The organism is Maribacter ulvicola (assembly GCF_900155985.1).
Lineage (GTDB): Bacteria > Bacteroidota > Bacteroidia > Flavobacteriales > Flavobacteriaceae > Maribacter > Maribacter ulvicola.
Map to the genome: position 1 here is coordinate 51,231 of NZ_FTMA01000012.1, position 18,031 is coordinate 69,261.

The 18,031-nt window shown below is 35.1% G+C and carries 13 protein-coding genes; all 13 read left to right on the forward strand.

Annotated features, from left to right (window positions below; genetic code table 11):
* The first annotated feature begins 9 nt into the window (after positions 1 to 9).
* The 13 genes from tamL to BW936_RS18795 all read left to right on the forward strand — a co-directional run bounded on the left by tamL (position 10) and on the right by BW936_RS18795 (position 17,111).
* A complete protein-coding gene (gene tamL, locus BW936_RS18740; RefSeq protein WP_244156277.1) occupies positions 10 to 2,574 on the forward strand; it encodes a translocation and assembly module lipoprotein TamL in 2,565 nt (854 codons plus the stop codon).
* Positions 2,575 to 2,634: 60 nt separating this feature from the next.
* Complete coding sequence (gene fbaA, locus BW936_RS18745) at positions 2,635 to 3,702, forward strand: class II fructose-bisphosphate aldolase (RefSeq protein ID WP_076551330.1); 1,068 nt, start codon at positions 2,635 to 2,637, stop codon at positions 3,700 to 3,702.
* Positions 3,703 to 3,723: 21 nt separating this feature from the next.
* Entirely contained in the window at positions 3,724 to 4,599 is an 876-nt protein-coding gene (accD, locus tag BW936_RS18750) for an acetyl-CoA carboxylase, carboxyltransferase subunit beta (protein ID WP_076551357.1), read from the forward strand.
* A 340-nt stretch (positions 4,600 to 4,939) separates the two neighbouring features.
* Positions 4,940 to 5,074 (forward strand): hypothetical protein, encoded by a 135-nt coding sequence (locus BW936_RS20085; protein WP_262494016.1) that lies wholly within the window; start codon positions 4,940 to 4,942, stop codon positions 5,072 to 5,074.
* Positions 5,075 to 5,180: 106 nt separating this feature from the next.
* On the forward strand, positions 5,181 to 5,450 hold the full coding sequence (gene rpsO, locus BW936_RS18755) for a 30S ribosomal protein S15 (RefSeq protein WP_036156156.1): 270 nt from the start codon (positions 5,181 to 5,183) through the stop codon (positions 5,448 to 5,450).
* A gap of 208 nt (positions 5,451 to 5,658) precedes the next feature.
* Positions 5,659 to 7,875 (forward strand): polyribonucleotide nucleotidyltransferase, encoded by a 2,217-nt coding sequence (locus BW936_RS18760; RefSeq protein ID WP_076551332.1) that lies wholly within the window; start codon positions 5,659 to 5,661, stop codon positions 7,873 to 7,875.
* Between the two features lie 160 nt (positions 7,876 to 8,035).
* Positions 8,036 to 8,899, forward strand: coding sequence for a sigma-70 family RNA polymerase sigma factor (locus BW936_RS18765; protein WP_076551335.1), 864 nt, complete (start codon positions 8,036 to 8,038; stop codon positions 8,897 to 8,899).
* Positions 8,900 to 9,185: 286 nt separating this feature from the next.
* Positions 9,186 to 11,135, forward strand: coding sequence for a type I pullulanase (gene pulA / locus BW936_RS18770; protein ID WP_076551337.1), 1,950 nt, complete (start codon positions 9,186 to 9,188; stop codon positions 11,133 to 11,135).
* A 30-nt stretch (positions 11,136 to 11,165) separates the two neighbouring features.
* Positions 11,166 to 11,393 (forward strand): VF530 family protein, encoded by a 228-nt coding sequence (locus BW936_RS18775; protein ID WP_076551339.1) that lies wholly within the window; start codon positions 11,166 to 11,168, stop codon positions 11,391 to 11,393.
* On the forward strand, positions 11,390 to 11,842 hold the full coding sequence (locus BW936_RS18780) for a tRNA (cytidine(34)-2'-O)-methyltransferase (protein WP_076551340.1): 453 nt from the start codon (positions 11,390 to 11,392) through the stop codon (positions 11,840 to 11,842). The genes BW936_RS18775 and BW936_RS18780 overlap by 4 nt, the downstream gene beginning before the upstream one ends.
* Before the next feature lie 50 nt (positions 11,843 to 11,892).
* Positions 11,893 to 14,526 (forward strand): c-type cytochrome, encoded by a 2,634-nt coding sequence (locus BW936_RS18785; protein ID WP_076551342.1) that lies wholly within the window; start codon positions 11,893 to 11,895, stop codon positions 14,524 to 14,526.
* 960 nt (positions 14,527 to 15,486) lie between these two features.
* The gene (rpe, locus tag BW936_RS18790) at positions 15,487 to 16,137 is read left to right on the forward strand and encodes a ribulose-phosphate 3-epimerase (RefSeq protein ID WP_076551344.1); all 651 of its coding nucleotides are present in this window, start codon (positions 15,487 to 15,489) and stop codon (positions 16,135 to 16,137) included.
* Positions 16,134 to 17,111, forward strand: a complete 978-nt coding sequence (locus BW936_RS18795) for a YpdA family putative bacillithiol disulfide reductase (protein ID WP_076551346.1) — start codon at positions 16,134 to 16,136, stop codon at positions 17,109 to 17,111. Before rpe ends, BW936_RS18795 begins: the two co-directional genes overlap by 4 nt.
* The last annotated feature ends 920 nt before the right edge of the window (positions 17,112 to 18,031 follow it).

Here is an 18,031-nt window from a genome sequence, read left to right on the forward strand (position 1 = left end):
AAAAACAACATGGCTAAATTAAGCTTATTATCCCTACTGGCAATACTCTTGCTATCTTGCAACTCATTAAAAAAAGTTGAGGCCGATGAATACTTGGTAATTAAAAATGCCATTTATACCGATTCTATCAAGGTAAACAATGAAGAACTGGAAAGTCTTATCTATCAAAAACCCAATTCAACCGTATTAGGTTTCCCTCTAAGATTGAATCTTTACAATATTGCCAAAGAAAACCCAGATTCATCATATAATGCATGGTTATATAAAAAAGCGAATAGAAAAAAAAGACTTGACAAACTGCTTTCAGCAAAACAAGTGGAGCGGCTGGGAGAGTCATTTATAGTAAAAGGATTAAGCAATTGGCTGAAAGATATTGGAGAGGAACCCACAATTTTAGATACTACAAAAACACGATTAAGCTTAGTAAAACTTAGTGCATATTACCAAAGCAAAGGTTATTTTACCAATAATACTTCTTACCAAATTGATAGTGCCAAGCGTAAAAAAGCCATAGTAAATTACCACATAGAACTTGGCGACCCTTATATGATCGATTCGCTTGGGAATAACATTTCATCTACCGCAATAGACTCCTTATATTTTTTAAATTCGAAACAATCATTAATAAAAGAAGGGCAACAGTTCAACCTAAGTAATTTTAACAATGAACGAGAACGGCTAACAGGTATCTTTAGAAATAATGGTATTCGTAATTTTCAAGAAAGTTCTATTACGTTTGATATTTTACGAGATACCATCAAATCAGCAAATGATCAGCAAATGACCATTACCCTCAATATTGGAGATTTAAAAACTAGGGGAGAGAACGAAGTCACCACATCTGCCTACAAAGTAGAAAAAATCAATAAAATCAATATTTATACTGATTACTTATCTACAAACACAATAGACTCTGTTTACACCATTGACTATCAAGACTACACAATACATTACTCCAAGAATTTTGACATTAAGCCAAAGACTTTAGCAAATGCCATTTTTTTTAAAAAAGATAGTATCTACAGAGATGTAGACAAAATTAGAACTTCAAGGCAATTGAATGCATTGAACGTGTTTAAATATCCAAATATTATTTTCGAGGCAGATTCTCTAGGTAATAAAGTAAATACAAATATTTATCTTGCCCCAAAAGCCAAATATTCTCTTGGTACCAATTTTGAAGTTAGCCGTTCTAACTTACGTAGATTAGGAGTTGGCTTAGGTACCACCCTACTTATTAGAAATATTTTTAAAGGGGCTGAGAATTTAAGTATTTCTGCAAATGGATCATATGGTTTATTAAGTAACAATACCTTTGAAGCCAATTACTTTTCTGAATTTGGTGGTGATATCACATTAGATTTTCCTAGAATTTGGTTTCCTTTCGTCAACACCACCCGGTTGATACCAAATTACACCTTACCAAAAACGAGAATTGCCATTGGAACAAATTTTCAAAATAACATAGGTCTAGACAAACAGACCTTCAATACTATTTTAGGCTACAATTGGGTACCTAGTGATTTTGTTAACCATGATGTAGAATTATTGAACATTCAGTTTGTTAGAAATGTAAATAGTAATCGTTTTTACAACGTTTACACAAATACTTATGAACTTTTAAATGACATTGCCGATAATTATGAAGACGCTACATTATATCCTGAGTTAGCAGCATATTTTAATTCCAATAGTGACAACGACCAACTTAATTTAATAATTCCGTCCGGCACTAGAGGTTTCACAAATGCAGTATTAAATAATGAGGTGCCATCTATAAATAAAGACTTTAATGATGTAAACACTATTGAAGAAAGAAGAATTAGACTTACCGAAAACAACTTAATCTTTGCATCTAACTACACTTTTAACAAGACAAATAGAACTGGAATTCTCGATAACACCTTTTATCAGTTCCGATGGAAAATTGAAGGTGCAGGTAATGTATTATCAGCTTTTTCAACATTCATTCCGTTCAATAAAAATGATGATGACCAACTTTTGGTTTTTGGTGTACCTTTTTCCCAATATATAAAGAATGAATTTGAGTATGTTAAATATTGGGATCTATCTCGTTCCAATGTATTAGCGGCGCGTGCTTTTTTCGGCATTGCTATTCCTTACGGAAATTCTGATAATATTCCTTTTGTTCGAAGTTATTTTGGCGGTGGTTCAAATGACAACCGTGCGTGGTTTCCTTACTCATTAGGCCCAGGAAGTGTTTCTGCCGTGAACGATTTTAACGAAGCAAATTTGAAATTAGCCTTAAATCTAGAATATAGATTTCCTGTTGCCGGTGATATTAACGGAGCTATTTTTGCAGATGCAGGTAACATTTGGAATGTTCTTGACAATGTTGAAGACCCTGATGCTACTTTTGACGGTGTAAGCTCTTTAAAAGATATTGCTTTAGGAACAGGTATAGGCTTACGATACGATTTTACCTATTTTATATTTCGATTAGATCTGGGCTTTAAAACCTATAACCCTGCTGAAATTCAATCCAAGCGTTGGTTTAAAGATTACAACTTTGCAAACTCTGTTTTGCAAATAGGCATCAACTATCCCTTTTAAATATAATTGTTTTATTACTTTTGTTTTTCATTTTTTTAGAAACTAACAGACTACAAAATTATGGCTCACAATATTAAGCCGGGCGTTGCTACCGGGGATGAAGTACAAGCAATTTTCAACTACGCAAAAGAAAAAGGTTTTGCATTACCTGCAGTAAACGTAATAGGATCAGATACTATTAATGGTGTTTTAGAGACAGCTGCAAGTTTAAATGCCCCTGTTATCATACAATTTTCTAATGGCGGAGCTCAGTTCAATGCTGGTAAAGGTCTGTCAAATGATGGTCAAAAAGCAGCTATTTTAGGTGCTGTTGCCGGAGCTAAACATGTTCATCAATTAGCGGAAGCTTATGGTGCAACTGTTATATTACATACAGATCACTGTGCAAAAAAATTATTACCTTGGATAGATGGTCTTTTAGATGCTAGTGAAAAACATTTCGCTGAAACAGGAAAATCTTTGTTCAGCTCACATATGATCGATCTTTCTGAAGAGCCTTTAGAAGAGAATATAGAAATATGTAAAGGGTACTTAGAGCGCATGAGCAAAATGAACATGACGCTAGAAATTGAACTAGGTATCACAGGTGGTGAAGAAGATGGTGTTGATAATTCTGATGTAGATGATTCTAAGTTATACACACAACCAGAAGAAGTAGCATATGCTTATGAAGAGCTTTCTAAAGTTAGCCCTAAATTTACTATCGCCGCTGCATTTGGTAATGTACACGGTGTTTACAAACCAGGTAACGTTAAATTGACACCAAAAATCCTTAAAAACTCTCAAGAGTATATTTCTGAAAAATATGGTGTTGAGCACAACCATATCGATTTTGTATTCCATGGTGGTTCTGGATCAACAGTAGAAGAAATTAGAGAAGGTATTAGCTACGGTGTTATTAAAATGAACATTGATACGGATTTACAATACGCTTTCTTAGCAGGTGTTCGTGACTATGTCCAGGACAATAAAGATTACTTACAAGCACAAATAGGTAACCCTAAAGGCGCAGACGAACCTAACAAGAAATTTTACGATCCAAGAGTTTGGTTAAGAAAAGGGGAAACTGCTTTCATAGAGCGTTTGAAAAAAACCTTTGAAGACTTAAACAATGTAAATACATTATAGGACAACCAAAAAATGGATGAAATGACGGCTTGGTTTAAAAGAAAAGAAAAAGGTATTCAAACCTCTACAGAGGAAAAAAAAGACACACCTAAAGGCCTGTGGTACAAATCACCAACAGGTAAAATAGTGGAGTCTGACGATCTTGCAAAAAACTTTTATGTAAGTCCGGAAGATGATTATCACGTAAGAATTGGCAGTAAGGAGTATTTTGAAATTTTGTTCGATAACAATAAGTTTACGGAACTTGACGCCAACCTTAGTTCTAAAGATCCTTTAAAATTTGAGGATACCAAGAAATATAGTGAGCGTTTAAAAGCGGCACAGAAAAAAACCGGACTTAAAGATGCTGTGAGAACAGGATACGGAAAGTCGTACGGTAAAGACATTGTTATCTGCTGTATGGATTTTAAATTCATTGGCGGTTCTATGGGTAGTGTCGTTGGTGAGAAAATTGCACGCGGCATAGACTATGCTATTAAAAAGAAAGCACCATTTATGATGATTTCTAAGTCTGGTGGAGCTCGTATGATGGAGGCAGCGCTTTCGTTAATGCAACTAGCAAAAACATCAGCTAAATTAGCTCAGTTATCTGAAGCTGGCTTACCATATATCTCTTTATGTACCGATCCTACAACTGGCGGTACTACCGCATCATATGCCATGCTTGGTGATATTAATATTGCTGAGCCAGGAGCATTGATCGGTTTTGCCGGACCAAGAATTGTAAAAGATACTACAGGTAAAGATCTGCCCGAAGGTTTTCAGTCCTCTGAATTTTTATTGGAACACGGATTTTTAGATTTCATTTCACATAGAAGAGATTTAAAGAAAAAAGTGAACCTATATATTGACTTAATTCAGAACAATCCTGTAAGAGCTGAAAAAGCTACAGCGTAAAATCATTAGTTTTCATCATACTATCTTTTTGGTTTTTATACTATATTAAAGATAAAGAAAAAGTGCTCGTCGAAGAATTTAGATTCGACGAGCATTTTTAATTTTAATGCACAGGTTTATGTAGGTAAGCATATAAAGGGAACCAAACCCATACACCATTAACACTATAATTTCAAGTTTAGATATAGGATGTAATCAATATGCAGATTGGCGGCAAATACATAGATGTAAAAGGATATCTTATTTATAGTAGAGTTTTAACCTATAGCCACGTTAAAGAGCAAGTATCTACAAAATCAAGGAGCAACAATCAACTAGATCGTACCACAGAATTTTACATATGAATATTACTGGTTATTCAACTGCAGTTCTAAAAGGCTCTATTAATACTGACTTTTCTACTAATGAATTGAACGCTGAATTTGCCAAAGGTTTAGAGAACGTAGAACCCTTACCAAATGGTTGTGCTTTTTGAAATTAAATTATCAATATTTAAATTCAACATTTCAAAAAATACCTTACCTTTGCGGCTTGATTGAAAATCAATCACGTACATAAAAATCATTTAAAATAATATTGGAATGTATTTATCAAAAGAAGTAAAAGCTGAAATTTTTAAAAAACACGGCGGTAGCGAAACAAACACTGGTTCTACAGAAGGACAAATTGCTTTGTTTACACACAGAATTAATCACTTAACTGGTCACTTAAAAAAGAACCATAAAGATTACAATACTGAGCGTTCACTAGTAAAGCTCGTAGGTAAGAGAAGAAGTCTTCTTGATTACATGATTAAAAATGATATTGTAAAATACAGAGAGCTAATTAAAGAGCTAGGTATTAGAAAATAATATTGCAAAAGGGGATAGTTTAGCTATCCCCTTTTTTAATACTCCTGCCTTAGGAGTTTAAGCCAAACATATTGGCAAAGGTGAATAAAAAGCTACACACGGTTTTTCATTGGTCAACACAACAACACAACAACTCCGACCAGAGAAATTTCAGTCGGAAAGACCATTGTTTAACAAATTTGCACGATGCAAATTTTAATCGAATTTTATGATTCCAAAAGTATTTAAAGAGGTCATAGACCTTGGTGACGGTAGAGAAATTTCTATTGAAACCGGAAAATTGGCAAAACAGGCACACGGATCTGTTGTTGTTCAATCTGGAAAATGTATGTTATTATGTACAGTTGTTTCCAATTACAAACAAAGTGATGTGGACTTTCTTCCACTAACGGTAGATTACCGTGAAAAATTTGCTGCTGCAGGTCGTTACCCTGGTGGTTTCTTCAAAAGAGAAGCAAGACCAAGTGACGGTGAAGTTTTGACTATGCGTTTGGTGGATCGTGTTTTACGTCCGTTATTCCCTAAAGATTATCACTCAGAAACTCAGGTGATGATTCAATTAATGTCTCATGATGATGATGTTATGCCAGATGCAATGGCAGGTTTAGCTGCTTCTGCCGCTATTCAGTTATCAGATTTCCCTTTTGAATGTGCTATCTCTGAAGCTAGAGTTGGTCGTATAAACGGTGAATTCGTTATTAACCCTACTCGTGCTCAATTATTAGAGTCTGACATTGATATGATGATCGGTGCTTCTGCTGATTCTGTAATGATGGTTGAAGGTGAGATGGATGAGATTTCTGAAGAAGAAATGACCGAAGCTATTAAGTTTGCTCATGAAGCTATTAAGGTTCAATGTGCTGCTCAAGAAGCTTTAGCGAAAGCTTTCGGTAAAAAAGATGTACGTGAGTACGAACCAGAACGTGAAGATGCTGATTTAGCTAAGAAAATTCATGACATGGCTTACGATAAAGTATATGCTGTTGCTCAAGCAGGTTCTGCAAAACATGAGCGTAGCGCTGCTTTTGGCGAAATCAAAGAAGAAATTAAAGCTTCTTTCTCTGAAGAAGAGCAAGCTGATTTTGGCGGATTAATTTCTAAATACTACAGCAAAGCTGAAAAAGCGGCTGTACGTGACTTAACATTGAACGAAGGTTTACGTTTAGATGGTCGTAAGACTGATGAGATCAGACCAATTTGGTGCGAGGTAAACTATTTACCTTCTACACACGGTTCTTCTATCTTTACTCGTGGAGAAACTCAAGCTTTAGCTACAGTTACTTTAGGTACAAGTAGAGAAGCAAACCAAATAGATATGCCATCTTACGAAGGTGAAGAACGTTTCTATTTACACTATAACTTCCCTCCTTTTTCAACTGGTGAAGCAAGACCTATTCGTGGAACATCTCGTAGAGAGGTTGGTCATGGTAACTTGGCTCAACGCGCATTGAAAGGAATGGTTCCTGAAGATTGTCCTTACACAGTACGTGTAGTTTCTGAGATTTTAGAATCTAACGGTTCTTCTTCTATGGCTACTGTTTGTGCTGGTACAATGGCGATGATGGATGCCGGTGTTCAATTGAAAAAGCCAGTATCAGGTATTGCAATGGGATTAATTTCTGATGCTGATTCTGGAAAATACGCTGTTCTTTCTGATATCTTAGGTGATGAAGATCACTTAGGTGATATGGACTTTAAAGTAACCGGTACTGCAGATGGTATTACAGCTTGCCAAATGGATATTAAAGTAAAAGGTCTTTCTTATGAGATTCTTGTTAATGCTTTAAAACAAGCTCGTGATGGTCGTTTACACATCTTAGGGAAAATTACCGAAACTATTTCTACCCCTAACAATGATGTTAAAGATCATGCACCAACAATGGTATCTAGACGTGTTCCTAATGAATTCATTGGAGCATTAATTGGTCCTGGAGGAAAAGTGATTCAAGAAATGCAAAAAGAGACGGAAACTACTATCGTTATAAACGAAGATCCTGTTACTGAAGAAGGTATTGTTGAGATCTTAGGTGTTGGTAGAAAAGGTATTGATGCTGTTATGGCAAAAATAGACTCGATCTTATTCAAACCAGAAGTTGGTAGCGTTTACGAAGTAAAAGTTATTAAAATGCTTGATTTTGGTGCAGTTGTAGAATATATGGATGCTCCTGGTAATGAAGTTTTATTGCACGTAAGCGAATTAGCTTGGGAACGTACAGAAAATGTTGCCGATGTTGTAAACATGGGCGATGTGTTTGATGTTAAGTATTTCGGCATAGACAAACGTACGCGTAAAGAGAAAGTTTCTCGTAAAGCGCTTTTACCTAAACCAGAAGGTTTTGTTGAAAGACCACCTCGTGACGATAAAAGAAGAGATGACCGTCGTGGAAACGATCGTAATCGCGATAGAAAACCAAAAAGAGATTAGTACTCTTGTAAGTTTACTCTTAAAGCCTCGACTAATTGATCGAGGCTTTTTTTATGTAATTCAACGGAAAAACAAACTTTTTTTTATGGAATTGTAACATTCGGAAGTTTTTTACGTATAAGTATATGCAGTCTATGCAAATTGAACTTAATTTATTTTAATGAGACAGCTTAAGATTACAAAACAGGTCACCAATAGAGAGACCGCATCTTTGGACAAGTACTTACAAGAAATTGGAAAAGTGGACTTGATTACCGCTGATGAAGAAGTAGAGTTGGCACAACGCATCAAGGCAGGCGACCAGATCGCTCTTGAAAAACTTACCAAAGCCAACCTCAGATTCGTGGTGTCAGTTGCCAAGCAGTACCAAAACCAAGGCCTTACTTTACCGGATTTGATTAACGAGGGTAACCTTGGCCTTATCAAAGCCGCACAGCGTTTTGACGAAACGCGGGGATTTAAATTTATCTCCTACGCCGTATGGTGGATCCGTCAATCTATATTACAAGCTTTGGCAGAACAATCTCGTATTGTTCGTTTGCCATTGAACAAAATTGGTTCTATCAACAAGATCAATAAAACTTTTGCCTTCCTTGAGCAAGCGCATGAAAGAATGCCTTCTCCTGAAGAAATTGCAAAAGAATTGGATATGACTGTTGACGACGTTAAACAATCATTGAAAAACTCAGGTAGACACGTATCTATGGATGCGCCACTTATCGATGGTGAAGATTCTAACCTTTATGATGTACTTCGTAGTGGTGAGTCTCCAAATCCGGATAGAGAATTATTACATGATTCTTTACGTACAGAAATTGAGCGTGCTTTAGAAACATTAACGCCGCGTGAAGCAGACGTTATTCGTTTATATTTTGGTCTTGCCAACCAGCACTCCATGACCTTAGAGGAAATTGGTGAAACTTTTGATCTTACAAGAGAAAGAGTTCGTCAAATTAAAGAAAAAGCAATTAGACGTTTAAAGCATACTTCTAGAAGTAAAATATTAAAAACGTATTTGGGTTAAAAATCCTAAGCGTTCAAGCTACAAAAATTACACGTTAAATATTTCCTAAATTGGTAATATGGTATATTAATTGTAATTTTAACGATAACAACAGTTTATCATGACTGTTCGTTTTTTGATTGATGAATAAACTCCGGCTGATTACCGGAGTTTTTTCATTTTTAATAGTTTCACTATTCTTTACTTAGCTAAGATCAAACCTTTATCACTCCCTAAAATTCTTTTTTTACCTTAGAGGATCCTCATTATTTCACTGAAATACCCAGTACTAATTCTAATAGTTTTCATGCGCTTTAATTCCTGTAAAAACCGTAAAATAATAGCTAATTCTGACAGCTACCCTACGCCTGCTAACGAAAATCTATGGCCACAATACAGTAAAGATTCTACCCTATTTAAACTATGGTCTCCCAATGCAGAAAAAGTAATCTTAAGGCTTTTTAGGACGGGCAACGACTCTGAGTCTTACGTAAGTCATTCTCTAAACAAGATTAACCAAGGTATTTGGCAAATTTCCGTAACTGGAGATTTGAACGGAACCTATTATACATTTCAAGTAAAAGAGCCTGATAAGTGGTTAAATGAAACACCCGGGATTTACGCAAAAGCAGTTGGTGTAAACGGAAATAGAGCTATGGTAATTGATATGAAAGGTACCAACCCAAAGGACTGGCAGGATGATTTTTTTCCAATTTTAAATTACCCAAACGAAGCTATCATCTATGAACTACATGTACGGGACATGACAATTCATCCGCAATCTGGCTCCGCTATGCCAGGCACTTACTTAGGTTTGGTTGAAACTGGAACCACAGGTCCTAATAAAATTGCTACCGGCATAGATCATTTAAAAGAATTAGGTATTACACATGTGCATCTTTTACCCACTTTTGACCACTACGCTATTGACGAAGCAAACTTAAATACTCCACAATTTAATTGGGGGTACGACCCACAAAATTATAATGTTCCTGAAGGCTCTTTTTCCTCTGACCCCTTTAATGCTGAAGTACGAATTAAAGAGTTTAAACAAATGGTAAAGATTTTTCATGATAATGGTATTGGCGTTATTTTAGATGCTGCTTATAACCACACCGGTAAAACAGAAGAATCGAATTTCAATTTAGAAGTATCTGGCTATTATTACCGACATTGGGAAGATGGCTCTTATTCAAATGCCGCTGCGTGTGGTAATGAAACTGCCTCTGAGCGTACAATGATGCGTAAATTTATGATCGAGTCTGTTTTATACTGGACGAAAGAATATCATATTGATGGATTTCGGTTTGACCTTATGGGTATTCATGATATTGAAACCATGAACAAACTGTCTGATGCTGTTCTTGAAATAAATTCTAATGCCTTACTTTATGGTGAAGGATGGACCGCCAAAGATTCTCCCTTACCAGTAGAAAAACGAGCTCTTAAAAAACATACGCAGCAATTACCAAAAATTGCAGCTTTCAATGATGATTTACGTGACGGACTAAAAGGTTCTGTTTTCCACGATAATAGTTTAGGATTTGTAAGTGGCGCTATGCATACTGCGGAGTCTATTAAATTTGGAATTGTTGGTGCCATTCATCATCCCCAAATTAATTATGCCCATGTAAATTATTCCAACACTCCCTGGACTACCAAACCATGGCAATCTATAAACTATGCATCTTGCCATGATAACCATACCCTTTTTGATAAACTACAAATATCAAGGACCAATGTTGATTTAGATACTATAATTGCTATGGATAAGTTGGCGAACGCCATAGTATTGACCTCTCAAGGAACACCTTTTCTACATGCAGGTTCAGAAATGCTACGTACTAAATATGGCGAACACAATTCCTATAAATCTCCAGATAGTATCAACCAAATAAATTGGAATTGGAAAAATGACCATACAGAAGTTTTTGACTATTATAAAAATTTAATTAAACTAAGAAAAGAACACCCTGCATTTCATATGACATCAGAATCAGATGTACGTAAACATTTAAAATTTCAAAAAACTAACGACGTTCTGGTTTCTTTTACATTAGTAGATCATGCCAATAATGATAATTGGAAGAATATTTTAGTAATCTACAACGCATCAAACGAAAAAATAGATTTTAAAATTGAAGGAGTTTGGCATGAAGCGGTTTCTGGTAGTACCTTTGACCTTAAAGGTTCTCGTGTTTTAAAAAGTGTTATTGACGTTCCGGCATTATCCATGTATATCGTATTTCAAAAATAATCGAAATTCTTACTAAATAAAAACATCATCATGAGTTCAGATTCTCAACCTAACAACCCGCTTCACGGTGTAAAATTGGCAACCATTTTAGAAGAACTTACCAAAAAATATTCTTGGGAAGATTTGGCCGGTCAAATCAATATTAATTGTTTCAAGAGTAATCCTTCCATAAAATCTAGCTTAAAATTTTTACGCAGAACACCTTGGGCACGTGAAAAAGTAGAACATTTATATCTTCAATCTTTTAAAAAACAATGAGCTTCAATATTGTACTTATAGAACCAGAAATTCCAAATAATACGGGTAACATTGGCAGATTAGCACTTGGTACAGGTTCAACATTACATCTGGTAAAACCATTTGGGTTTGAACTTACCGATAAGCGCTTAAAAAGAGCGGGACTAGATTACTGGCAACATCTTAACGTTATCATGTATGACAATATTGATGCCTTCTTTGAACAGAATAGAGACAAAAAAATGATTTTCTTTTCTGCCAACGCAACTAAAAATCATTGGGAAATTGATTTTGAAGATGGTATGTTTTTAGTTTTCGGCAAAGAATCGGTTGGTTTGCCAAAATGCATCTTAAATAATAATGAACATCAAATAGCTAAAATTCCTTTATACAGCGAAAATATTCGTAGTTTAAATTTAGCAAATGCGGTGGCTATTTCTATTTATGAGGGTTTACGACAAATAGACTAATTTTTGTTATTAGTTACTTTGTATCTTTAAAAGACCTATACAAAGAACAAATGACAACTACCAATCAACTTTTTACCGTATTTCTTGCCTTCTCGCTATTTGCCTGTAATCAAGAAAATCAAAAATCGGACCCAATAAGTTCTATAGAATTCAACACCCCCAATGATTTTGTACTTGAGGAAATTTACCACCCAAGTAATTCTGAACAAGGCTCTTGGGTTGCCCTAGCGCAAGGACAAAACAATACCATTTACGCTTGTGACCAATATGGAAAACTCTATCAGTTTAAAACCCCTAAAAAGGATAAAGTGCTTTCTGCTAAAGATGTCATTCCTTTAGATGTAGAAATTGGAGAAGCACACGGTTTACTTTGGGCTTTTAATAGCTTATATGTAGCAGTAAACAAAAACTGGGACGATGACATTCCTGATAACCATGAAAACGGTAGTGGTATATATAGAATAACAGATACCGATAATGATGGAGAGGTTGATACGGTTAAAATGCTTCTTAAACTAGAAGGTAGCGGCGAACATGGTCCACATAGTTTTGCCTTATCACCAGACGGAAAAGAAATATATTTCATAGCTGGAAATCATACGCTAATACCGGAGAGTTTGAAAGAGAATAGTCGCATTCCAACAAATTGGGGCGAGGACAATCTCTTTCCCCCATATTTAGATGCTAGAGGTCATGCCAATGATATTAAAGCTCCTGGCGGATGGATCATGAAATTTAATGCCGATGGTTCAAATTTTGAATTGATCTCTGCCGGATTTAGGAATCCTTTCGATATGGCATTCAATGCTGATGGAGAACTTTTTGCCTACGATTCCGATATGGAATGGGATATTGGAATGCCATGGTATAGACCTACCAGAATTTGTCATGTAACCAGTGGCAGTGATTTTGGCTGGCGTACCGGGTCTGGTAAATGGCCTGCATATTATCCAGATAACCTCCCTGCCATTCATAATTTGGAACAAGGCTCACCTACCGCCGTTTTATCGACTACACAGCTAAATTTACCCCATAAATATCAGAACGGACTATTGGTGATGGATTGGAGTTTTGGCACTGTTTACTATATAGACTTAATACCCAATGGTAGTAGTTATAAAGCAGAAAGAGAAGAGTTCCTATCTGGTACTCCCCTGCCTTTGACCGATATGATTGCAGGTAACGACGGTAATATTTATTTTGCGACTGGCGGTAGACGTTTAGATTCTCGTGTATATAGATTAAGATATACAGGACCTGAAAACACAACAGCATCTGAAAAAAATATTGAAGTTAGTAAAGAAAGAAATTTACGAAAACAATTAGAAGAATATCACACCACGGTTTCAGGAAAAGGAACAGAACTGGCATGGACCCATTTAGCTGATCAAGATAAGTTTATTAGATATGCATCTAGATTGGTTTTAGAACATCAACCGGTAGCTAACTGGTTACAGAAATATAAAAAGGAAACTCATTCACGAAAAATCATTGAAAGTAGTATAGCTTTAAACCACCAAGCAAATACAGATATCCAATCCATTATACTAAATAAACTTTTACAAATACCGTTTAACACGTTAGACGAATCTATGAAAATAGATTTGCTAAGAACCTACTCTTTAAATTTTATTAGAATGGGTATGCCAGCAAATCTAGACAAGCAAAAAATCATTAAGAAACTAAACCCAATATTCCCGGCAAAGGAAAGTGCAATCAATAAAGAATTAGCTCAGATTTTATTATATCTAGACACCGATAATATAGTAGAGAGACTGGTAGAGCAACTGGAATACCATACGGAACAAAAAACGGTAACTGAAGGTGTTGAAATGTTGTCTGAAGAAACAACATTGCGAAGTGAGAAATATGGACCATTAATTAGAGAAGTTATTGCCAAAATGCCTCCTAGCGAAGCTATTTACTACGGCATGCTCTTAAGCAACGCTAAAAATGGATGGAATGAAGATTTGAGAAAACGATATTTTTTATGGTATTTTGATGTTCTTGGGTCAAAAGGTGGTATGAGCTTCAAGGCTTATATGGAGAATGTACGACAACGCTCGCTAACTCATGTACCTGAAAACAAAAGGGACTACTTCCAGGAAATTTCAGGGGTTTATTCCCCTGCTAGCGCCATCACAGATGTTCCACAACCTTTTGGTCCTGGTAAAAAGTACACTGGTGAGAATTTAAGAACTATTGTCTGGGGTGGTTTAGATAATTACAAAGGAAATATTAAAGCCGGCAAAAGAGCATTTGCTTCAGCTACTTGCATACTTTGTCACAGAATGCGCGGCGAAGGTGGTGCAGCCGGACCAGACCTAACTCAGGCACATACAAAGTTCAGTACTTATGATTTAATGTTTTCAATTCTTAGTCCTAACGATCAAATATCTGATCAATATGCCAATACTTTATTTCATTTACAAGATGACAATAAAATAGCTGGTCGTGTAAAATTTGAAACAAAAGATAGTATTACAGTTATGCCTAACCCATTCAATGAAAGCTACACGGTTAGAATTGCTAAAAAATCTATCACTAAAAAAGAACTGTCACCAATTTCACCTATGCCCCCTGCTCTTTTAAATAGGCTAAACGAGCAAGAAGTCGTTGACCTTTTTGCGTATATTATAGCTGGCGGAGCTGAAAATCATGAGCTTTATTCAAATAAAGAATAATTCTAAGAACTATAGATATTAAAAAACCCCACAGAAGGGGCTTTCTTTATTATTAAATTGATATACAATTCTAGATGAATTTTTAAGTTGAAAGTATAGCATTAGGTTACAATCATTTACTAAACACTTTTGCAGATATAATTGAAAACACCCTAAAGATCAACAAATGGAACTATTATTTTCTAGCTGACTACCCGCCATATAACGACAATATGAACTCCTAATGCTACTGGTTACTAATTTCTAGGTTTATCTTACTACAGCTAGTCATGTGTTCTAAAAAATAAGATCAAAAAAATTATTTTTTACTGCACACAATAAAACCTTTTCAGATCATTTAGAATGACTAGAAAATGGCTCCGTTCGTTGTGGTTGCTCTTTAGTTTGTTCCTGCAGTCCTAAAAAAACATATCAACATTGTTTTAGCACTATTGGTGGCGGATTATGGAAAATATCTGATGATGATGATGATGATGTTGAACCGAAATCGGTTAACAATGGTCTAATTATCAGCTCTTCAAATGACACTTAATAAAGTAGTCACAAATACTGATATCACAGCTAATGGCAAAAAAAGAAGTATAAATACGCTGAAATTTACCTAAGAAAATGGAGTTTATAAATCCATAGACACCGTTTAAACTGTAAATAATTCTATAATCTCCATTCACTCTTTAATTTTGATATTGTATAGTTGGCAAACATAGGTGCCCCATATGGTGAATATGAAAATGTACTGTTTATTAAAGTACAGATGGTGTACTATTTAAAACACTTAATATCTGTGGAAAAGCGTACTGTTGATAGCAACTGTGACCGTAATAACATAAAAGTACAATCTTCAACTATTTGTCAAATTAAAAGTAAAGCTTGGGAAATGAGGTTAAAGCATCTCTAAAAACAAGTGTAGAACGAATTACAAATCCGTATTTTTGTACAGAATTATAAAGGTTTTTTAACATGAAAAAAGCAAGTATAGCGCCATCGCTTTTAGCCGCAGACTTTGGAAATCTACAACAAGACGTAGAAATGGTAAACGCCAGTGACGCAACTTACCATCATATAGATATTATGGACGGGGTTTTTGTTCCTAACATATCCTACGGTATGCCTGTATTAAAAGCGATTCAAAAATATGCTACAAAACCTTTAGATGTACATTTAATGATTGTTAATCCTGATAGATATCTTGAAGATTTCGCTAATCTAGGTGCTCATATTTTGACCGTTCATTATGAAGCATGTACACATTTACATAGAACCATACAAGCTATTAAAGCTTTAGACATGAAGGCAGGTGTTGCGTTAAATCCTCATACCAATGTAATGCTTCTAGAAGATATTATTAAAGATATTGACCTCGTATTGATAATGAGTGTTAACCCAGGTTTTGGAGGACAATCATTTATTGAAAATACATATGACAAAATAAAAGCAGTAAAGGAAATGATTACCAGGAAAAACTCTTCTGCATTAATTGAAATTGATGGTGGGGTAACTACTGCCAATTCGCAACAATTGGTTGATGCCGGTGCAGACGTATTAGTTGCAGGTAGTTTTGTTTTTAAAAGTGACAACCCTACTGCTACTATTAAAAATTTAAAGGGATGAAATCTGAATTTGATATTATAATAGTTGGCGGTGGACCTATAGGTATTGCATGCGGATTAGAAGCTAAGAAAAACGGACTCTCTTATCTTATCATCGAAAAAGGACCCATTGTAAATTCGCTATTTCACTATCCAAGTAATATGCAATTTTTCTCTTCATCTGAAAAATTAGAGATTGACGAAATTCCTTTTATAAGCAATGAAGCTAAACCTAAACGAGATGAAGCCTTAGAATATTATCGACGTATTGTTACTTCTAACAAACTGAACATGCATTTATTTGAAAAAGTAGAAAACGTTCATAAAAACAAGGATTCATTTACCACAACAACTGATAAGAACACATATACTTCTAAACAAATTGTAGTTGCCACTGGTTTTTACGATATACCCAATTTACTACATGTTCCAGGAGAAAATTTAGATAAAGTGGTTCATTATTATAACAACCCTCATTACTATTCCGGTCAAAAAGTAGCAGTTGTAGGAGCTAGCAACTCAGCAATAGATGCCGCTCTTGAGTGCTATAGAAAAGGTGCTGAAGTATCCTTAATTATACGAGGACCAGAAGTTGGTCAACGTGTAAAGTATTGGGTTCGCCCAGATATTATTAACCGAATTCAAGAAGGTAGCATAAAAGCCTTTTTCAATACCACTGTTAAGTCAATAACAAAAGAATATATTACTCTGGCCACGACTTCTGAAGAATTAAAAATCCCAAATGATTTTGTGTTAGCATTAACAGGATATAAACCTAACTTTAGTTTTTTGAAAAAGTTAGGAGTAAACATCAGCAATGATGTAAAAAAACTACCTGAATACAATTCTGAAACCATGGAAACAAATATTGAAGGATTATACTTGGCCGGAGTTATATGTGGCGGAATGGAAACTCATAAATGGTTTATTGAAAATTCTAGAATACACGCTAAAATGATTGTAAAGCATATTATATCCAATTCTGTTACTAGATAATATAAAATATTATTATCATCATTTTAGAAAACGCATATAAAAAAGTTATAGATAACAATTCACTGCTACATCTTAAATTACTATATTTTTCAAATAGGCCTAGCTAACCTTGTCTGAGGATAACCTTGAATCATGACATATTATCATTTATTGAAGAAATTTACACCTGTTCTAATTACCTGTTTTCCGTTTTAGAATAAATAAAAGTTCTTACTGCATATATTCCTACCACAAACTAATACCGTAAGTTCCTAAAAGGTAATATAGAAACCTATAAGGTGTCACAAAAGCAACAGTATAGCAGTCTGCTTAGCTATTAGGATTAACCATGTTTCCTGTATATTCCTGAGAAAAAAATTGAGGAAAAGACACCACTGTGTCTATGTGCCCAACAGTTGTTGAGACCTATAAATTAAAGCACTGATAATGTTGGCTACCTTGCTATGAAACTTGAACATATAAAATCAGATAACTGATACCTTAGATATATTGTCATTTTTATAGTTCTATAATGTCGAAAATTATTTACTTCTTCCATCCAATTTTAAAACTTCTTAAAATTGGAACTTTTAAACAGAATAGAAATCAACAGAAAATAACAGTCACTTCAACCCTAGTCCTTGCACTTGACAAAACACCTTACAGGGCTGTATACGGCCAACCATTATAAGCTATAAGTAAAACGATAGCATTTCAGCGCTAACGGTTTAAAAACTTCTGCAATGATTCCACACAAGTAGTAGTAGTAGTAGTAGTAGTAGTAGTAGTATTGTTTTCTAAGCGGTCACGGCATTTTTACAAATGCGACGCACAGCAAACTATTAGGTATAAAAAAAGCCCTTTACAATTAAGTAAAGGGCTTTCGAAAAAGGCGGCTACCTACTCTCCCACTTGGTATAGCAGTACCATCGGCGCAAACG

Coding starts and splice junctions, on each gene's coding strand:
- BW936_RS18760 (WP_076551332.1), top strand. CDS start 5,659: ATGATTCCAAAAGTATTTAAAGAGGTCATAGACCTTGGTGACGGTAGA.
- BW936_RS18780 (WP_076551340.1), top strand. CDS start 11,390: ATGAGCTTCAATATTGTACTTATAGAACCAGAAATTCCAAATAATACG.
- BW936_RS18785 (WP_076551342.1), top strand. CDS start 11,893: ATGACAACTACCAATCAACTTTTTACCGTATTTCTTGCCTTCTCGCTA.
- BW936_RS20085 (WP_262494016.1), top strand. CDS start 4,940: ATGAATATTACTGGTTATTCAACTGCAGTTCTAAAAGGCTCTATTAAT.
- tamL (WP_244156277.1), top strand. CDS start 10: ATGGCTAAATTAAGCTTATTATCCCTACTGGCAATACTCTTGCTATCT.
- fbaA (WP_076551330.1), top strand. CDS start 2,635: ATGGCTCACAATATTAAGCCGGGCGTTGCTACCGGGGATGAAGTACAA.
- BW936_RS18795 (WP_076551346.1), top strand. CDS start 16,134: ATGAAATCTGAATTTGATATTATAATAGTTGGCGGTGGACCTATAGGT.
- BW936_RS18765 (WP_076551335.1), top strand. CDS start 8,036: ATGAGACAGCTTAAGATTACAAAACAGGTCACCAATAGAGAGACCGCA.
- rpe (WP_076551344.1), top strand. CDS start 15,487: ATGAAAAAAGCAAGTATAGCGCCATCGCTTTTAGCCGCAGACTTTGGA.
- rpsO (WP_036156156.1), top strand. CDS start 5,181: ATGTATTTATCAAAAGAAGTAAAAGCTGAAATTTTTAAAAAACACGGC.
- pulA (WP_076551337.1), top strand. CDS start 9,186: ATGCGCTTTAATTCCTGTAAAAACCGTAAAATAATAGCTAATTCTGAC.
- accD (WP_076551357.1), top strand. CDS start 3,724: ATGACGGCTTGGTTTAAAAGAAAAGAAAAAGGTATTCAAACCTCTACA.
- BW936_RS18775 (WP_076551339.1), top strand. CDS start 11,166: ATGAGTTCAGATTCTCAACCTAACAACCCGCTTCACGGTGTAAAATTG.